Origin of the sequence: Streptomyces sp. NPDC051064 (assembly GCF_044455985.1) — a bacterium.
Lineage (GTDB): Bacteria > Actinomycetota > Actinomycetes > Streptomycetales > Streptomycetaceae > Streptomyces.
In genome coordinates this window covers 609,711-627,341 of sequence record NZ_JBITFK010000002.1, presented here as the reverse complement: position 1 = coordinate 627,341, position 17,631 = coordinate 609,711, and the positions used below count along the sequence as shown (strand labels likewise).

Annotated in this window: 18 protein-coding genes and 3 pseudogenes; 17 read left to right on the top strand and 4 right to left on the bottom strand. The window is 70.1% G+C overall.

Going from position 1 to position 17,631, the window contains the following annotated elements:
• Positions 1-72 precede the first annotated feature (72 nt).
• Both ACIBCU_RS09770 and ACIBCU_RS09765 read left to right on the top strand, forming a co-directional pair.
• Positions 73-894 (top strand): alpha/beta fold hydrolase, encoded by an 822-nt coding sequence (locus tag ACIBCU_RS09770; protein ID WP_399230455.1) that lies wholly within the window; start codon positions 73-75, stop codon positions 892-894.
• A gap of 31 nt (positions 895-925) precedes the next feature.
• Positions 926-1,516, top strand: coding sequence for a TetR/AcrR family transcriptional regulator (locus tag ACIBCU_RS09765; RefSeq protein ID WP_399230453.1), 591 nt, complete (start codon positions 926-928; stop codon positions 1,514-1,516).
• A gap of 9 nt (positions 1,517-1,525) precedes the next feature.
• Here ACIBCU_RS09765 and ACIBCU_RS09760 read toward each other — a convergent pair whose 3' ends face one another.
• Positions 1,526-2,533, bottom strand: coding sequence for an SMP-30/gluconolactonase/LRE family protein (locus tag ACIBCU_RS09760; protein WP_399230451.1), 1,008 nt, complete (start codon positions 2,531-2,533; stop codon positions 1,526-1,528).
• 203 nt (positions 2,534-2,736) lie between these two features.
• On the opposite strand from ACIBCU_RS09760, the gene ACIBCU_RS09755 reads away from it, so the two are divergent.
• Positions 2,737-4,587, top strand: coding sequence for a flavin-containing monooxygenase (locus ACIBCU_RS09755; RefSeq protein ID WP_399230449.1), 1,851 nt, complete (start codon positions 2,737-2,739; stop codon positions 4,585-4,587).
• A gap of 55 nt (positions 4,588-4,642) precedes the next feature.
• On the opposite strand, the gene ACIBCU_RS09750 is transcribed toward ACIBCU_RS09755, so the two are convergent.
• Positions 4,643-5,473, bottom strand: coding sequence for an SDR family oxidoreductase (locus ACIBCU_RS09750; RefSeq protein ID WP_399230447.1), 831 nt, complete (start codon positions 5,471-5,473; stop codon positions 4,643-4,645).
• Between the two features lie 64 nt (positions 5,474-5,537).
• Here ACIBCU_RS09750 and ACIBCU_RS09745 point away from each other — a divergent pair, with 64 nt between their 5' ends.
• From ACIBCU_RS09745 to ACIBCU_RS09700, 10 genes and pseudogenes are all read left to right on the top strand, one after another.
• Entirely contained in the window at positions 5,538-6,155 is a 618-nt protein-coding gene (locus ACIBCU_RS09745) for a TetR/AcrR family transcriptional regulator (RefSeq protein WP_362941547.1), read from the top strand.
• A gap of 127 nt (positions 6,156-6,282) precedes the next feature.
• A pseudogene (locus tag ACIBCU_RS09740) lies at positions 6,283-6,519 on the top strand (IS1380 family transposase); the annotation flags it as partial.
• A 123-nt stretch (positions 6,520-6,642) separates the two neighbouring features.
• Positions 6,643-7,206 carry a TetR/AcrR family transcriptional regulator gene (locus ACIBCU_RS09735; RefSeq protein WP_362941550.1) on the top strand — a complete coding sequence of 188 codons (564 nt, stop codon included), beginning with the start codon at positions 6,643-6,645 and terminating at the stop codon, positions 7,204-7,206.
• A gap of 76 nt (positions 7,207-7,282) precedes the next feature.
• Entirely contained in the window at positions 7,283-8,185 is a 903-nt protein-coding gene (locus ACIBCU_RS09730) for an SDR family NAD(P)-dependent oxidoreductase (RefSeq protein WP_399230444.1), read from the top strand.
• A 275-nt stretch (positions 8,186-8,460) separates the two neighbouring features.
• Positions 8,461-9,147, top strand: a pseudogene (locus ACIBCU_RS09725) (transposase); the annotation flags it as partial.
• A 224-nt stretch (positions 9,148-9,371) separates the two neighbouring features.
• Positions 9,372-9,758 (top strand): CPCC family cysteine-rich protein, encoded by a 387-nt coding sequence (locus ACIBCU_RS09720; RefSeq protein ID WP_399230442.1) that lies wholly within the window; start codon positions 9,372-9,374, stop codon positions 9,756-9,758.
• Positions 9,755-10,489, top strand: coding sequence for a HEAT repeat domain-containing protein (locus ACIBCU_RS09715; protein ID WP_399230440.1), 735 nt, complete (start codon positions 9,755-9,757; stop codon positions 10,487-10,489). The genes ACIBCU_RS09720 and ACIBCU_RS09715 overlap by 4 nt, the downstream gene beginning before the upstream one ends.
• Before the next feature lie 3 nt (positions 10,490-10,492).
• The gene (locus ACIBCU_RS09710; protein ID WP_399230438.1) at positions 10,493-11,131 is read left to right on the top strand and encodes a DUF6000 family protein; all 639 of its coding nucleotides are present in this window, start codon (positions 10,493-10,495) and stop codon (positions 11,129-11,131) included.
• A 135-nt stretch (positions 11,132-11,266) separates the two neighbouring features.
• Positions 11,267-11,806: an ArsR/SmtB family transcription factor gene (locus ACIBCU_RS09705; protein WP_399230436.1), complete on the top strand. Its 540-nt coding sequence runs from the start codon at positions 11,267-11,269 to the stop codon at positions 11,804-11,806.
• Entirely contained in the window at positions 11,803-13,098 is a 1,296-nt protein-coding gene (locus ACIBCU_RS09700; protein ID WP_399230434.1) for an MFS transporter, read from the top strand. The genes ACIBCU_RS09705 and ACIBCU_RS09700 overlap by 4 nt, the downstream gene beginning before the upstream one ends.
• Positions 13,099-13,259: 161 nt before the next feature.
• Here the strand turns inward: ACIBCU_RS09700 and ACIBCU_RS09695 are convergent.
• Positions 13,260-14,200 (bottom strand): annotated as a pseudogene (locus ACIBCU_RS09695) (ATP-binding protein); the annotation flags it as partial.
• 59 nt (positions 14,201-14,259) lie between these two features.
• Here ACIBCU_RS09695 and ACIBCU_RS09690 point away from each other — a divergent pair.
• Positions 14,260-14,448: a CPCC family cysteine-rich protein gene (locus tag ACIBCU_RS09690; protein WP_362941571.1), complete on the top strand. Its 189-nt coding sequence runs from the start codon at positions 14,260-14,262 to the stop codon at positions 14,446-14,448.
• 71 nt (positions 14,449-14,519) lie between these two features.
• Complete coding sequence (locus ACIBCU_RS09685; protein WP_362941574.1) at positions 14,520-15,101, top strand: Uma2 family endonuclease; 582 nt, start codon at positions 14,520-14,522, stop codon at positions 15,099-15,101.
• 359 nt (positions 15,102-15,460) lie between these two features.
• On the opposite strand, the gene ACIBCU_RS09680 is transcribed toward ACIBCU_RS09685, so the two are convergent.
• A complete protein-coding gene (locus ACIBCU_RS09680) occupies positions 15,461-16,072 on the bottom strand; it encodes a TetR/AcrR family transcriptional regulator (RefSeq protein ID WP_399230431.1) in 612 nt (203 codons plus the stop codon).
• Positions 16,073-16,216: 144 nt separating this feature from the next.
• On the opposite strand from ACIBCU_RS09680, the gene ACIBCU_RS09675 reads away from it, so the two are divergent.
• On the top strand, positions 16,217-16,951 hold the full coding sequence (locus ACIBCU_RS09675; RefSeq protein ID WP_399230429.1) for an SDR family NAD(P)-dependent oxidoreductase: 735 nt from the start codon (positions 16,217-16,219) through the stop codon (positions 16,949-16,951).
• Positions 16,952-16,983: 32 nt separating this feature from the next.
• A complete protein-coding gene (locus ACIBCU_RS09670) occupies positions 16,984-17,607 on the top strand; it encodes an NADPH-dependent F420 reductase (protein ID WP_399230427.1) in 624 nt (207 codons plus the stop codon).
• The last annotated feature ends 24 nt before the right edge of the window (positions 17,608-17,631 follow it).

Here is a 17,631-nt window from a genome sequence, read left to right as displayed (position 1 = left end):
GCGGGCTGTCCCGGAGAACGGCCGTCCCGAAAACGGCGGCTCCGGAAAACGGCGGCGATTACAGTGCCCTGCATGATCAGGACTGTGGTCAACGGCGTGTCCATCCACTACGCCGACCAGGGGCCGCCGGACGGCATACCCGTGGTGCTCGTGCACGGCCATCCGTTCGACCGCACCCTGTGGGCGCCCCAGGTCACGGCACTCACGGCAGCCGGACACCGCGTCGTGACACCGGACCTCCGCGGCTACGGCAGCAGCGAGGTCGTGCCGGGCACGTGCCTGCTCTCCGACTTCGCCGACGACATCGCCGGGCTCCTGGACACGATCGGCCTGGAGTCCGTCGTCATCGGCGGGGTCTCCATGGGTGGTCAGATCACCATGGAGTTCCAGCGGACCCGTCCGGAACGGGTGCGCGGGATCGTCCTCTCCGACACCTCCCCGGTGGCCGAGACCGAGGAGGGCAAGGCATTCCGCATCGCCCTGGCCGACCGGCTCCTCGCGGAAGGCATGGGGCCTTACGCGGACGAGGTGATCGGCAGGATGATCGCCCCGTACAACGTCACGGGCCTCCCGGACGTCGCCGCGCATGTCCTGGCCATGATGCGCGCCACCGCCCCGGAAGGGGCCGCTGCCGCACTGCGCGGACGGGCCGAACGGCCCGACTACCGCGACACCCTCGCCGGGACCTCCGTACCCGTCCTCATCCTGGTGGGTGCCGACGACGCCTACACCCCGGTGAGCGAGGCCCAGGCCATGCACAGCCTGATCCCGTCCGCCGATCTCGTCGTCATCGAACAGGCCGGACACCTCCCGGGCGCCGAGCAGCCCGACGCCTTCAACGACGCCCTCCTGACCTTCCTGGACACGCGCGTGGCCGCCCGACGGAACCGGTAGGCCTGTACCGGCCGGCCGGTACCCTTTCGGGATGAGCCAGCCCCTTCTGCCGGACGTGAGACGGCCCGCGAACGGCGGCCCGAAGGCCGCCGCCCGCAACCGTGCCGCTCTGATCGCGGCCGCCCGGGAGATCTACGCGGCACAGGGACTGGACGCCCCGCTCTCCGCGATCGCACGGCGGGCAGGGGTCGGGCAGGGCGTTCTGTACCGGCACTTCCCCGACCGGGACGCGGTGGCGACCGCGGTCCTGGAGGAGAACGTACGGCAGATCGAACAGGCCGCCGCGGCCGAGGACATGCTGTTCGCCGACGTCCTCGGCGTCCTGACCTGGCACCTGACGGAGTCGGCGGCCTTCCTCGGCCTGTTGCACGTGCGCGGGTCCGTCGCCCGCTCCGAAGCGCTCGCACACGCCCTGACCCTCTCGGACCGGGTCGAGGGTGCCCTGCGGGAGCGCCTGCCGGACGGGCACCGGCTGAGCGCGCGGAACGACCTCATGCTCGCCGTGGCCATGGTCTCCGGCGCCGCCAGCGGTCCCACACGTGAGGTGCGGGAGCGCCGGGCGACGGCGGCCTGGGGGCTGCTCGGCGTCGAGGTGGGTCCGGTACGGCCCTTCGACGCCTGAGGGCGGGCGTCAGCCGCCGTTGGACTGCCGCACACCCTCCGCCAGGGCGTCGAAGGTGTACAGGTAGCCGCCGGCGGGTCCGCTGACGGTCATGTACGCCTTCGTCCCGCCGGGGGTGATCGCCACGTTCGTCGCCGACTCGAGCCCCCGGGCGCCGGCCGGGATCTCGATCGTCGCGAGGCGCTCGCCGTGCTTGTCGTACACGGCCATGGCGGCGCGGCCGTGCAGCGCCTGGTAGAGGTTGCCGTCCTCGTCCACGGCGATCGAGTCGGTCTGGGCGATCCCGGCGTCCACGCGGATGGCGGTGTGCCGGGAGGCCAGCCCGCCCTTTCTGTCGAGGCGGAGGTAGGAGATCCGGTTCTCCGTGAGCTCGCTGATCCACAGCCCCTGGTAGTCCGTGTCGAACGAGATCCCGTTCGTCGAGGCCAGTCCCCCGGCCAGGACGGTGGCCTTCGCGTCGTCACGCCCGATGCGCACCACGCGGGCGTGCGCGTCTCCCGGCGAGAGGCTGCGTGAGTCGCTCACATACCCGTCGAACGCGATGTCATCGGGGTTCATCCGCGCGCCGTCCACCTCGCCGGAGAAGAAGGTCCGCGGGTCGCCGCCGCCCGGGGCCAGGCTGACGATCTCGCCGTGTGCGTAGTCGGTGAGGTAGAGCCGTCCGTCGTACGGGCTGAACTGGGCCGAGGTGTAAGCCCCCCGGCCGTCCGTGTGGAACGCGTGCGACTTCTTCTTCCGCACGTCGACACGCATCACCTTGGGCTTCCCCTCGGGTGCGGTGACGTCGACGACCAACAGGTCGCCGTTCTCGTCGAAGACCGGGCCCTCCAGCAAGGTCATGCCGGTCTCTTCGTGCACCTTCGTCAACTGCATGACCTGGTGGGCGCGGATGGTCCTGTCCGAGCGGACGGGGGCTTCGCCGCCGGCGGAGGCGCTCGTCTCCGTACCGCATCCGGTGAGGGCGAGGGCGCCGACGGTGGCGAGTACGGCAAGGGACCGGACCGGAGATCGTCGCATGGGGGGATCACTCTTCCTGTCTACGGGGGCGCGGGGGCCGCCGGCCGAGAGGCCGGCGGGCCCGAGCAGGGTGCACGGAGACGTCCCGTACGGGTGTTTCCGGCCACCCGCACAGGCAACCGGACATCGTTGTCCGGTCATTGCTACGGTAGCTGATGGCCGTTCAGCCCAGGGCGGCTGACCGATTGGAGTGAGACCCCCACATGACCACCACTCAAGCGCCGGCCCCCGACGAACTCGCGGCACTGAGGCAGCGCTACGACCTGGAACGCGAGCGGCGCGTACGGCCCGACGGAGCACGCCAGTACCTCGACGCGGACGCCGAGTTCGGCTACTACGCCGCCGATCCGTACGCGGGGGAACCGGCAGGGCGCGAGGCGCTGCACGACACCGTCGACGTCGCCGTGATCGGCGGCGGGTTCGGCGGGATCCTCGCCGGGGCGCGGATGCGGCAGCAGGGCGTGGGGCGGGTCCGGATCGTCGAGGCGGGCGGCGACTTCGGGGGCACCTGGTACTGGAACCGCTACCCGGGCATCCACTGCGACATCGAGTCGCACGTCTATCTGCCGATGCTCGACGAGACCGGGTACGTGCCGGAATGGAAGTACTCCCCCGGCGAGGAGATCCGCCGCCACGCCATGCGCATCGCGCGGAAGTACGACCTCTATCCGGACGCCCTCTTCTCCACCGCGGTCACCTCGCTCACCTGGGACGCCGCGTCCGAGACGTGGATCGTGGCCACCGACCGCGGCGACGCGTTCCACGCCACGTACGTCGTCACCGCCACCGGCACGCTGACCGAGCCGAAGCTGCCCGGGATACCCGGGATCGAGACCTTCCGGGGCCACACGTTCCACACGTCGCGCTGGGACTACGCCTACACCGGCGGCACCCCGGACGGCGGCCTGACCGGCCTCGCCGGCAAGCGCGTGGGCATCGTCGGCACCGGCGCCACCGGCGTCCAGGTCATTCCGATGCTGGCCGAGGACGCCCAGCACGTCTACGTCTTCCAGCGCACCCCCTCCAGCGTGGATGTGCGCGCCAACCGCCGTACCACCGCGGAGGACGTGGGCGCCGACCGCGACGGCTGGGCCCGGGAGCGCCGCGAGAACTTCCTGCGCATCGTCTCCGGCGAGACGGCCGACCGCGACCTCGTCGCCGACGGCTGGACCTCCTCGGCCGGCCTCCTGGAGAAGCTCGTGCCGAGCTACCGCCGCAGGGGCGACGTGGCGGCCTTCGAAGCGGCGTACGAGGTGGCCGACGCCGCGAAGATGAACGAGCTGCGCACCCGTGTCGAGCGGACCGTCACCGATCCCGGTACGGCGGAGAAGCTCAAGCCCTGGTACCGGTACGCCTGCAAGCGCCCCACCTTCTCCGACAAGTACTACTCGGCGTTCAACCGCGACAACGTCTCCCTGGTCGACACCGCGGACACCCACGGCATCGAACGCGTCACCGAACACGGTGTGGTCGTCGGCAGCGGCACGTACGAACTCGACTGCCTGATCTTCGCCACGGGATTCTCCGTCGGGGTCTCCGGCATCCACTCCGGCAAGCTCCCCGTCCACGGCCGGGACGGCACCCAGCTCCTGCACGCGATGGCACAGGAGGGACCGCGCACCCTGCACGGCTTCACCAGCAACAACTTCCCGAACCTGATCCGGATGGGGTCGCTGCACAACGCCAGCAGCGTCAACTTCACGCACGTCCTCGACGAGCAGGCCGTCCACGCCGCCGCCCTCGTCGCGGCAGCCGAGGCCGGGAACGCCCTCCTGGAACCCTCACGCGAGTCCGAGGACGCCTGGATCTCCGTGATGGCCGAGGGCGCGCCAGACCACGAGTGGTTCCACGCCGGGTGCACCCCCGGCTACTACAACCGCGAGGGCCTCGGCCGTCCGAACTCCCCGAGCGCCTACCCCCACGGCGCCGTCGCCTTCCACGAACTGCTGAAGCAGTGGCGCGAGGAGTCCGTCGACGAGGTTCTGCGGCCCAGGACCGCCCCGCGGCCGGCGCCCCGCACCGAGAGCCTCGTCGCCGAGGGGAGCAGCAGCTGACGGAATGAAGCCGGACTGCCGGGGCGGGACCGGTCCCGCCCCGGCAGTCCGGGGGTCAGGCTGCCGCCTCGGGGCGGCCCGCGCGGATGGCCGCGACGACGCCGCCGTCGACGAGCAGGTCGTTGCCGGTGATGAAGGTCGCTCCGGGGCCGAGCAGGAAGGCCGCGGCCTCGGCTATGTCGTCGGGAGTACCCAGGCGCCCCGTTCCCGACGCGGAGATCATGGCGCGCATGTGCCGGCCGCTCTCCCCGTCGAGTTCCTGCCGCCCCATCGGGGTGGCGATCACTCCGGGGCTGATGGAGTTGATCCGGGCACCCCGCTCGCCCCACGAGACGCTGGCGGCCTGGACCCTCAGCCGGTTGGCGTACTTCGCCACTCCGTAGGCGCCCTGCCCCAGGACATCCGGGTCCGTGAAGGGCAGTTCCAGCAGCTCGCGGGCGGGCGCGTGGGCAAGTGCGGCCTCCTGCTCCGCGCTCAGGGGCGCCGGCAGCATGTGACCGGCCATGCTGGAGATCACCAGACCGGCGCCGCCCGGCGCGACGACCCGCCCGAACTCCTCGATGACCAGCGCCGCGCCGAGCAGATCCACCTTCAGGACAGCGGCGGCGGGGGCCTGCACGGGAGAGAGCCCCGCGGTGTGGACGACCTGGGTGACGGGTCCGAGCCGAGCCGCCGAGTCGGCGAGAGCGGCGACCGAGGAGGGCGAGCCGACGTCGACCGTCCGCGTGACGACGTCATGCCCCTGACCGCGCAACAGGTCCGCGACGGCGGCCAGCGTCGCCTCGTTCGAATCGGAGAGCACCACCTTGTTGCCCGCACCCTGACGCCGGGCGATGGCCTGCCCCATTCCGCCCACACCGACGACGACGACCACGTTGGTGCCCATGAGTGCCTCCCATAAACGTTACGATACGTTTCGTAATTAAAACCTACTCGTAGGATGGGGCGCCATGGACGAGGTACGGCGACCCGGCAGGCCCCGGGACGCAGCCAGGGACGAGACCATCCTCGAGGCGGCGCGAGACGTACTGCTGCGCGACGGCTACGCCGGCCTGTCCATGGAGAAGGTCGCCGCCGCGGCCAGGGTCGGCAAGCCGACGGTCTACCGCCGCTGGTCGTCCAAGGCCGCCCTCGTCGCCGATGCCGTACTGCGCAGCTTCCTCGCCGCGGTGCCAGGCACCGAGCCGCCGGGCCGTCCCGCCACCGGCGACACCACCCAGCAGCTCACCGCCTGGTTCCGGGCCTACGCCGCCTCGGTCTGCGACCCGCACCACGCGGCCATGATCCGCGCCCTGATCGCCGCCGCGGCCGAGAGCCCGCACGACGCCGACAACCTCTACAGGCACCACACCCGCGCGCAGTACGAAACCCTCGTGACGTGCCTGCGCGCGGGAGTGGCCGACGGCGAATTCCGCGCCGACGCGGATCTCGAAGCCGTGGCCGACGCCCTCATCGGCTCCGTCCTCTACCAACTGCTCACCCGCACGGACCACGCCTCACCCGGCCGGGCCGAGAACCTGCTCCACATCCTGCTGGCCGGACTCCGTCATGCCGGCCCCCGGCCTTGAGGGCAGGCACCGTGCTCTCGACCCGGCGGCCGCGCTGCTGCTCCGGCAGGGCGTCGAGATCGCGGAGCCGGTCCGGCCCCGTCACGAGAAAGCCGCGCGCCGGCAGAACGCTCACGGAGGGGGGTGAGCCGGCTCGGTGCTGGTGGTCCAGATGGTCCGCGAGTCCGGCCTGGATGCCGCGATCCGCGGCACTGGCGCCGTAGCGCGAACCGCGGGCCGTGCACGATCCGGGCAAGATCCTGCTGGACGCGGCCCTGGCCGTCGCACTCGGCGAGACCGCCTGGCCGACGTCGGCGTGCTGCGAACCGGGCTGGGCCGGCTCGGGCCGGTGGCCTCCGGCCCGTCCGTCTTCCGTCTCATCGACCAACCGCCCCTGAGCCGACCGAAGATCAAGCGGGTGGCTGCGTGGATACCTGCCGCGGTGTACGCCGCGGAAAGAGTGCCCCCCATATTTGACTGACCGATCGCTCTCCTACATGCTGTACTCATGCCCAGGCCGAGGAGTGACGACAAGCACGCGGCGATCATGGCCGCCGCCACGCGGATCATCGCTGCCCAGGGACTGGGGGCGGCGACGGCGGCGATCGCGAAGGAGGCCGGTGTCTCGAACGGGTCACTGTTCACCTACTTCGACACCAAGGCGGATCTACTGAACCAGCTTTACCTGGAGCTGAAGGGCGAGATGGGGGCAGTCGCACTCGGCGGCCCGCCCGCAGCCGATGCGCGCACCCAGATGCTGCACGTGTGGTCACGATGGATGGACTGGGCAGCGGCCAATCCCCTGAAGCGCCGCACTCTGGCCCAGCTCCAGGTCTCCGACGAGATCACGGCGTCCACCCATGAGTCCGCACACCGGACCATGACAGGCATCGGGGAGATCCTGGAGCGCAGCCGGGCGAACGGCCCGATGCGCGACGCCCCGGCGGCTTTGGTGTTCGCGCTGTCCAATGCCCTGGCCGAGGCCACCATCGACTACATCATCGGCGACCCGGACCGTGCCGACGCGCACAAGCAGTCCGGTTTCGACGCACTCTGGCGCATGATCGGCTGACCCGCCCCGGACCCATTCCCTCGCGCTCGCCCACACCCATCAATGACTGTCTAGTCAGACATCCACAAGGAGCGTCATGCCCGACAAGGTGTACGTCATCACCGGCCCGACCTCCGGCTTCGGCCGCCGCACCGCCCTCGAACTGGCCAAGCACGGCACCGTCGTGCTGGTCGGCCGCAACGCCGCCAAGCTCGACGACGTGCGCAGCAGCATCGAAGGCAGAGACGGAAAGGCCGTGTCCGTCCTCTGCGACCTCTCGGACCTGACGAGCGTGCGACGTGCCGTCGCTCAGATCACCGAACTCGGCCTTCCGATCACTGGCGTGCTCAACAACGCCGGGATCTTCCCCAACCGTCCCGGCACGAACGCCCTCGGCTGGAACATCACCTACGCGACCAACCACATCGGGCCTTTCGTGTTCACCGAGACGCTCGTGCCCCACCTCGAAGACGGCACACAGGTGGTGTTCATCGTCTCGGCTGTGGAGGATCCGGAGCGCAAGGCCGCCACCATTTCCGGCTTCCGCGGCGCCCGGTACATCTCCGCCGAGGCAAGCGCCCGTGGCGAGTGGAAGCCCGGCGGCTCGAAACTGCCCGGCGGAGACGCCTACGCCACCTCCAAGCAGTGCAACCTGGCAACGGTGCTCGCCTTCGCCCGCGAAACACCCCGACTGCGGTTCAACGCCATCGAGCCCGGCTTCGCGCCCGGCACGAATCTCGGCCGTGACGCCGGCCTGCTCCTGCGTCTGCTGTCGAAGTACGTGCTCTCTCCACTGGCCCCGCTCATCAAGTACTGGACCAACCCGGGCACCGCTGCTCGCATGATCACCCGGGTACTCACCGACGAATCGGACACCACCGGCGTCTACTACGACGAGAAAGGGCGACCAATGCGGGGTTCCGCACAGGTGCACGACCCGGCGTTCAACGCGCGGGTAGTCGCCGAGACCCGTGCACTACTGGGGACAGTGCACGTCTGAGGAAAGACTTCGGGTGGCCCCCCGGGCAACCGGACTCGGCCCACCGTACGGATGGCTTCGCCCCCGCTCGGCCTGCACCTGCGAGGCATCGAGCGTGTCGCGAGAGAAGTCCAGCCTGTAAGCCTCCCGCAACCCGTCCAGCAACACCTGTTAGCCACGCGCCTATACGCGGCAGGGCGTCGGGTGGGTGATCAAAAACGCGAGGAGTGGTCGTGGACTGCAACGGTGAGACGTGTCCAGGGTCCAGGTCGTCGCAGGAAAGAAGCACTCTCCGGGTGAAGAAGCGTATCGGGTCGTACCCGCGTGTCCGCACCGAGGGCGGCGGCCGGACGGTGGTCTCGCAGGCCGGGACCGTCTGCAAGACCGGTCTGGATTCCGCGATATCAGCGGCGCTGACGCCGTGGCGGAAGTCTCGGGCGGTGCACGACCCGGGCAAGATCCTGCTGGACGTGGCCCTGGCGGTCGCGCTGGGCGGCGACTGCCTCGCGGATGTCGCCATGCTGCGGGCCGAGCCGGCCGTGTTCGGGCCGGTGGTCTCCGACCCCACGGTCCCGCCTCATCGACACCCTTGCCGCTTCCGGCGAGAAGGCCCTGCAAGTCATCCGTGCCGCGCGGGCTGAAATCCGGCGACACGTCTGGCGGTTGGCCGACGGGGAAGCGCCTGATGCGGGCGGGGCGGTGACCGTCGACCTCGACGGGGTGCGGTGATCGCGCACTCGGACAAGGAGGACGCCGCACCGACGTGGAAGAGAACCTGCGGTCACCACCCGCTGATGGGGTTCGTCGACCACGGACCGGGCGGCACGGGTGAACCGGTCGCGGCCCTGCTCAGACCAGGCAACGCGGGATCGAACACGGCTGCCGACCACATCACCGCCACCCAACTGGCCGTGGCCCAGCTACCGAAGAAGTACCGGCGCGGGCGCCGGACGTTGATACGCACCGACTCCGCGGGCGGCACCTGTTGAGGTCTTGTCGAAGGGACGGGAATCCGCTGGTCAGCCAGGGGCGGGCAGTTGGGTGACGAGACGACACTCGGGTCATCGGCCTGCACAACCTCAGCCCACGGCACGAAAACGGTCCACCAACTCCGTCGGCGGACCGTCACGAAACTTTGAGGCGAGCCGGGGTGCCGAGGCGGCGAAATCCCTGGCGCACCGGCGGGACCTGGAAGGAGACTGCGCAAGTGAACGACTCCTACCCCTGTCCTTGCTGCGGGCACCGCGTGCTGGGCGCGATCCCTGGCTCGTACGAGATCTGCCCCATCTGCTTCTGGGAGGACGACGAGGTCCAGTTCCGCTGGCCGACCATGCCCGGCGGAGCGAATCAGGTCTCCCTGATCGAGGCCCAGCGCAACTACCAGGACTTCGGCGCCTGCGATGAGCACGGCCGCCAGTACGTCCGCCCTCCGGCCGAGGACGAGCCCCTCGACCCCGCCTGGCGCCCCATCGACCCCACTCGCGACTCCTTCGAGGACTGGGAAGCCAAGGACCTCGCCCCGTGGCCCGACGTCCGCTCGGTGCTCTGTTGGTGGCTCCCCGCTTTCTGGCGCCGCGACCACCCGGCGTCATGACCTCCCACATCGAGCGACTCGTACAGCAGCTCGATGGCGAAGCCGGCGCGTCCTACGACGCCCGCGCCGAACTGATCTGGATCGGCTCCGAAGCCATTCCCGCCATCATCGACGGACTCCCCTCCCTCGGTGGCTTCGGCCAGCTGACCGCCATCGAGGTCTTCGAAGAGCTGCGCGATCCCCGCTGCGGCCCGGCCCTCATCAGACTGCTGGACAGCGACAACCCGACCGTCCGCGAATGGGCGGCCATCGCCCTGGCGAGCCTGGAGATCGACGGCGCGGTCGAGCCCCTGCACCGCGCCTACCGCGCATGCCTGGAACGTGCGACCCCGCCCGACTGGACCGAGCCAGGCGGCATCCGCTGGGCCTTGACGGAACTCGGCGCCCGCACCCCCGTAGTCCCACCGATCACAGCGGGCCTACACGCCGCCGCGGCGGCGGACGACGCCCCTGGCTGGCCCTCGGCCCACTTCACCAAGATCATCAATGACGTGGCCGACCACGCCCAGGTGATCCTCTACTCCCAGTTCTGGCGGGTGGACGCCGGCCGCACGTACGGCGTCCCCAACACCAGCCCGGACTGGGAACCCGACTGGACCGCGCCCTGGGAGCACCTGGTCGAAGAGGCCCGCGCCTGGTCCCTGCTGGAAGCCACCGAAGCACCGGTCGGCGAGAACATCTTCGTCACGCCCACCTGGATCGACCGTACCGACCTGCACCCGGAGAGGTGACCCATGCCGTTCCAGCACCCCGAGGAGATCGGCTACGGCTACGTGATCGAGCGCTACGTGACGCGGAAGGACTCGGACCGCCCGCGCTACCGCGACCTGAAGACCGGTCGCGTCCTGCGGCCCGGGTGGCCACACGCCGAACGCTTCACGCGTCAACTCATCGACGACGCAGCCACGATCACCGACGCCGAACTGGAGGCCCTCCTCGGCTACGAGTGGCGCTCACGCCTCACCGCCGCCTGGCTGATCGGCGTAGGCCGGCGCGCCACGTTCCGCGAACGCATCGGCGACCTCCTCCTGGCCAGCGAGTTCTGCTTCTCCGGCGGCGCCTACTGTTTCGCCCTGGCCCGCTTCGGCACCCACGCGGACGCCGAGATCCTCGCCTCCTACCTGGACCGCTACCTCCCCCGCACGGACCTCCGCTACGACCAGCCCGCGGCCCTGGGTGCCCTCCTCCGCCTCGACGCCCACCTCGGCACCCACCACGCCGACCGGTTCACGGAGCCCGACGGCCTCTGGGACCGCTGGGTCCAGGCCCTCGCGCACCTCCAGGGCTCCCCCGCATACACCCCCGCCGCGCAGCGCCGCCGGACAGATGTCCAGTGCGACTTCGCCGACGGCTGGGCCTCTTCCGGTCCGTGACCTGATCCTCGAAGCCGAGCCCGTGGCCTGCTTCCGCATGCTCATGAGGCGGGTACGGCGCTGACCGACCGTTCGGCCCCAGGACGTACGAAAACCCCCTTGCCCAATGGTCAAGAATCGTTGACCATTGCGTACATGCCTGCTGAAGACCTTCCCGAGACGTTTCACGTCACCACCGACGAGCAGCTGCGCGCCGTCTCCAACCTCACGCGTCACCGGATCATGGCCGTGCTCCGCTTCGAGCCGGCGACAATCACGCAGATCGCCGAGCAGCTGGGGCTCGCGAAGGGAAGTTCCAGCTACCACGTGCGGCTGCTGGAGCGGGCCGGCCTGGTGAAGGTGGTGCGGACGCGGAAGGTGCGGGGGGTCACCGAGCGGTATTACGCGATGGCCGCGCGGGCGATCGTGCTGCCGGATCCGGGCGAGGGAGGCCCGGATGTGTTGATGCGGCAGGCGGTGGCGGGCCTGGAGGCCGCGCCGGTGGACGGCGAACGGCACGTACGGATGGCGCATCTGCGGCTCACCGGGGAGCAGTTCGCGGAGCTGGGGGCGCGGCTGGAGGCGCTGGCGGACGAGTACCAGGAGCTGTCCGATCCGTCGCTTCCGGACGTGTCGCTCGCCTTCGCGCTGTTCCGGCCGGCGCCGCGCGAGCAGGCGGGAGGGAAATCCAAGTGACCTCGGGTGTAGCGAAGTTGCCGACCGGGTTCGGTCGACTGTGGACCGCGCAGACGGTGTCCTCGTTCGGCGACGGCGTGACGCATGCCGCGCTGCCGCTGCTCGCGTTGGCGTTGACGCGGGATCCGATGGCGCTCGCCGTCGTCACGGCCGCCGGGACGCTGCCATGGCTGCTCTTAGGAGTGCTCGGCGGTGCGCTGGTGGACAGGTGGGACCGCCGGCGCACGATGTGGGTCGCGGACGCGGCGCGTGCGGTGCTGCTCGCGATACCGGCGGCGGCCGCCGCGCTCGACGTGCTGAGCATTCCGCTGCTCGCGGCCGTCGCCTTCCTGCTCGGCCTCGGCGGACTCTTCTTCGACACGGCCGCCACGGCCTATCTGCCGGACCTGCTCGGCCGCGACCCCGCACTCCTGGCCCGAGCCAACTCCCGCCTGCGCGGCGCCCAGACGGCCATGTACGGCTTCGCGGGGCCGCCCGCGGGCAGTGCGCTGCTCGCGCTGGGGCGGGCGGTTCCGCTGCTCGCCGACGCGGTGTCGTTCGCGCTCTCCGCACTGCTCGTACGGTCGCTGCCCGCCGCACCCCGGCCCGTACCGCAGGCCCGCGAGTCGCTGCTCCGGCAGGCGCGGGCCGGGGCCTCGTACGTCTTCCGGGACCGGCTGCTGCTCGGGCTCGCGCTCCGTCCCGCGGTCGGGAGCGTCGCCTTCCTCGCGGTGGAGACCGTACTCGCCCTCTTCGCGCACGACCGCCTCGGCATCGACACCTTCGGCTACGGCCTGCTCCTCACGGCGGAGGCCACCGGCGGCCTGGTCGGCGCGGGCACGGCTTCCTTCCTCGGCCGACGGCTCGGCACCGGCGCCGCGCTGACCTGCACGGCCGCGGTCGAGGGACTGGCCGTCCTGGGGCTTGCCGCCGCTCCGAATGCGTATGTGGCCGGGCTCGCGCTCGCCGTCTGCGGGGCGGGCATGGGCGCCACGATGGTGCTCGCGCCCTCGCTCCGGCAGGCGATCGTCCCGGCCCACCTGATGGGCCGGGTCGCCTCCACCTCCCGCATGCTCGCCATGTGCGCCGCCCCGTTCGGCGCCTTCCTCGGCGGCTGGCTGGCCGGCACGTACGACGTACGCACCCCGCTCTACACAGCCGGCGGCCTCCTCCTGGCCATGACGGCCGTCACGGCGACCATGACCAGCAACCGCCGGGTCGAGGCGGCACTGCGTGGCGCCGCCTCGACCGACCGTCCAGGTCACCCGGAATCCGAGGACCCCGTTCAGGAGGGTGCACCCGCGTCGTCGTGACACCCTCCCAGCACGGGATCCACGACAAAGCACGAGAGCGCTCAGCATCGCCAACGCTGCACAACAGCGCCGGCAAGGGGCCGACGCCGGAGGGACTTCTCCGCAACCTCTGCGGCCCCATCGCGCTCACGAACTCCCGCGCCTCGCCTGCGATCCGCCACTCACAGCGGCCAAGCGGTCAGCAGATCACCGGGGCCGTAGGTTGCATCGAGGCCCGGAGATTCGACGCCGCCGCGCGAGACCGCAACGACTGGAACGGGTTCGTCGGTGAGGGCGGCCCGGTATCGATGGAGAGCTGCCAGGTCGTGCCGGTCGAAGGGTGACTCCTCCAGCCACTTGATGGAGCCGAGGAAGAGCAGCTCCTTGGCAATGGGGGCGCGGTCCGCACCAATGATGTCGATCTCGACGTCGTTGGTGCGGGTCCAGTAGCCGCCCACTGCGGGGGCTGCGGGGAGCGGGGAGCTGATCGTCGGGCAGCCGGCTGCACGAGCAATGTTGGTGAAGGTCCGCTCACCACTGCCGATAGCCGCCAGCACCGTACGCGCCTGAGCCCGTGGGGGAAATTCGGCAGCCAGCGAACGTTCGGCCGACACCAGCAGAGCCGAGACCGGGTCGCTCAGCGCCTCATTGAGGAAGTCCCACAACCCTGCGCCCCGCGGCCACTCCGCGCAGATCAGCGGCAGCCCGCCGGTGACCAGCGCGGCGTCGAAGGCTTCCGCCGGATCCAGCCCGAGCATCCGCCCCACCTCGGCGGGGTTCAGCGGTCCCAGCACCATCTCCCGGGCGCGCTGATGGAAGGGGCGTCCATAGCTGTTCAGAGCCTCCATCATCGACAGATCGGAACCGATGAGGACCAGCAGCACTGGCCTGGTCTCCAGACCCGGTCCCAGGCCCGTTGCAGCATCCCCTCAAAGGCGCCATCGGCGTCCATCAGGTACGGCACCTCGTCGATGACCAGCACGCTCGCCCGGTCGGCGGGCAGCGCCGCAGCCAGCACATCGAACGCGGCGTCCCAGCTCTCCGGCCGTGCGGCGGCCACCAGCACCGCCAACGGCAGCGTCGACGCCTGGGCGTCCCGGGCCAGCCGTGCCAGATCGTCCCTGGCGATCGGTGCGTCCCCCCTACCCCTGCCCGTGCTGCGGGCACCGCGTACCGGGTGCGATGCCCGGCTCGCACGAGATCTGCCCCGTCCGCTTCCAGGAGGACGACGGGGTCCAGTTCCGCTGGCCGACCATGGGCGGCGGAGCGAACAAGGTCTCCCTGATCGAGGCCCAGCGCAACTTCCAGGACTTCGGCGCCTGCGACCAGCAGGGCCGCCGGTACGTCCGCAGACGGCCCGCCTGTGGGTGACGAGGGCAGTTCTCGTTTCGGCCGTCGTCGACCTCGTGGCCCGGACCTCGCTGAGTCGCTACGGTTGAGCCATGACCGCACTACCCGACTGGATGCGCCCGCCCCGCGCGGAAGGCTGGTTCGCGGAGGACCTGGACCGCCTCCCGGAAGCTCCGCGCCACACCGAGCTGATCGACGGAGCCCTCGTATTCATGATGTCCCCGCAGCGGTGGTGGCACGGCCATCTCGTCACGATGCTCACCGTGGCTCTCATGGAGCAGGCGCCGGCCGACGTAAGGGTCGGACGGGAGATGACCATCAAACTCGATCAACGCAATCGGCCCGAGCCGGATCTGCTGGTGACGACGGCCGACTTCGACGGTGACCGCACATGGTTCGCACCGGATGAAGTACGACTCGCCGTCGAGGTGGTCTCCCCCGAGTCCGCACACCGGGACCGCACGGTAAAGCTTCACAAATACGCAGAGGCCGGCATCCCGCACTACTGGCGCATCGAGGACGAGGACGGAGCACCCATCGTCCACGTCTACGAACTTGACGAGCCAACCGCTACCTATGTACCCGTTGGCATCTTCAGAGGCTCGCTCAACCGTCCGGTGCCCTTCGAGATCAACCTCGACCTGGAGAAGCTCGCTCCACCCCGCCGCGCCTGAGTCAGCACCAAGTCAGTACGGAAATGCGGTAGGGGCCGGACTCATCCAAGTCCGACCCCTCTGACCAGCATTCTGACGAAATAGCTAGCTTGCAGTAATTAATCCGCTACACGTTGAAGCGGAATATTGGGTGCAGTGCTCCCACCTGCGAAAACGCGGTTTCGGGTGCCCCTTATCCCAGCACGGGAGTTCCATCCCAGCACCGTGCAGCTCGTAGTTGCGACAAGTCGTGTCGCCGATAGCTCGTCGCTCGCCCCAGTCCTGTGCCCAGACCTGCAAGCACACGGCTCCCCCAGCGGGGTCCAAGCCGGCGCCCGACCTCTTGTCACGCGCATCCAGCCCGGCCGCGGAGTGCCACGTCAACTCGACGCTTCCTCCCGTCGCCGGTCATCACCGGCTGTGGCGGGGATGGCGTTGTCGATGAGGACGGCGGCGATGGCGGCGGCGGTGGGGAAGGAGTCGGCGTCGAGGACCCGGGTGCGGGCCGCGGCTCCGTCGATGAGCAGGGCGAGCTGCTCGCCGAGCCGTTCGGGGTCGGCGGCGCCGGCTTCGCGGGCGGTGTCGGCGAGCCGCGCGGCGACGGCCTTCTTGTAGTCGCGTGCGTACTGGGACGCGGGGTGCTGGGGGTCGTGGAGTTCGACGGCGGCGGCGATGTAGGGGCACAGGGGGGTGGTGGGGGGGATGTCGAAGGCGGCGAGGAGCCGTTCGCGGGGCGTGAGGTCGGTGCGGTCGAACACGCCGGGCAGAACGGCGGGGTCGAACCGTCGCAGGTACTCGGCGACGAGTTCGTCCTTGCCGGTGAAGTGCTGGTAGGCCGTGCGCTTGGACACCTCGGCCGCCGCGCAGAGCTCGTTCATGCCGGTGCGGTTGATGCCCTGCTCGCGGAACAACTGCTGGGACGCGCTGATGATGCGCTCGCGGGCGCCCCGGCCGCGGCGGCTGCCCGTGGGGCCCTTCTCCAACTCCGTCATGGGTCCACCGTACCGCAGCTAGGTAACGACCGGTGTACATAGCTTGCGCCCCGGCCGCCCGCCCCGTACGTTAAGCACACAGGGCGGTGTACTTAACATCGTCGCCCCAGGCACGTACGGCACCACCGACCCAAGGGAATGACTATGGGAAAGCTCGACGGCAAGGTCGCGGTCATCACCGGCGGCAGCACCGGCATGGCGCTGGCCGGCGCGAAGCTGTTCGTCGACGAGGGAGCGCACGTCTTCATCACCGGCCGCCGCCAGGACGCCCTGGACGAGGCCGTGAAGCAGATCGGCCGCAACGTCACCGGCGTCCAGGGCGACGCCGCCAACCTCGACGACCTGGACCGCCTGTACGACACCGTCAAGCGGGAGAAGGGGAGCCTCGACGTGCTGTGGGCCAGCGCCGGCGGCGGCGCGCCCGCCCCGCTCGGCGAGATCACCGAGGCCCAGTTCGACACCTGGTTCGGGCTCAACGCCCGCGGCACCCTGTTCACCGTCCAAAAGGCCCTCCCGCTCCTCAACGACGGCGGCTCCATCCTCATGACCGGCTCCAACGCCTCCCTCGGCGCCTTCCCCGGCTGGAGCGTCTACGCCGGCAGCAAGGCAGTCCAGCAGGCATGGGCCCGAATCTGGCTCAACGAGCTCAAGGACCGCCGCATCCGCGTCAACGTCCTGACCCCCGGCCAGGTCGCCACCGCCAAGCAGGCAGAGCTCTTCGACGAGGCCACCAAGCGCCAGTTCGAGTCCCTCATCCCCCGCGGCCAGATGGGCCGCCCCGACGAAATCGCCACCGCCGCCCTCTTCCTCGCCTCCGACGACTCCAGCTACGTCAACGGCATGGAACTCGTCGCCGACGGCGGCACCACCGCCATCTGAACCCAACAACACGCACCAGGACAGGACACCTCATGAGCAGCATCAGCATCATCGGCACCGGGAACATGGCCCGCACCATCGGCGCGCGGGCGGTAGCGGGCGGCAACACCGTCGAGGTCATGGGCCGCGATCAGTCCAAGGCCGCCGACCTGGCCAAGGCTCTCGGCGGCGGCACCACGACGGGAGAATGGGGCACCGCCCCGGCCGGGGACATTGTCATCGTGGCCCTGTTGTACGCCGGTGTCGTGCCGGTCGTCGCCCAGTACGGAGACGCTCTCGCGGGCAAGGTCATCGTCGACATCAGCAATCCCTTCAATTCCACGTTCGACGGGCTGGCCCACCGCGAGGAGACCTCGATCGCGCAGGAAGTCGCCAAGGCGGCCCCGGTAGGCGCCAGCGTGGTGAAGGCGTTCAACACCGTCTTCCGTCATGTCCTGGAAAACGGCCGGCCCGACGTCTTCCTCGCCGGCGACAACGCGCAGGCAAAGGCAAGCGTGGAAGCGTTCGTCGAAAGCCTCGGGATGCGCCCGCTGGACGTCGGCGGCCTGAAAATGGCGCACTGGCTGGAAGGAGCGGGCGTGGTCACGGTGGGCCTCGCCAACCACGGGGTAGGGAACTTGAACTTCGCCCTCAGCATCACCGAGCTTCCCGTCTGACCAAACGGTTGACGGAACACCGAA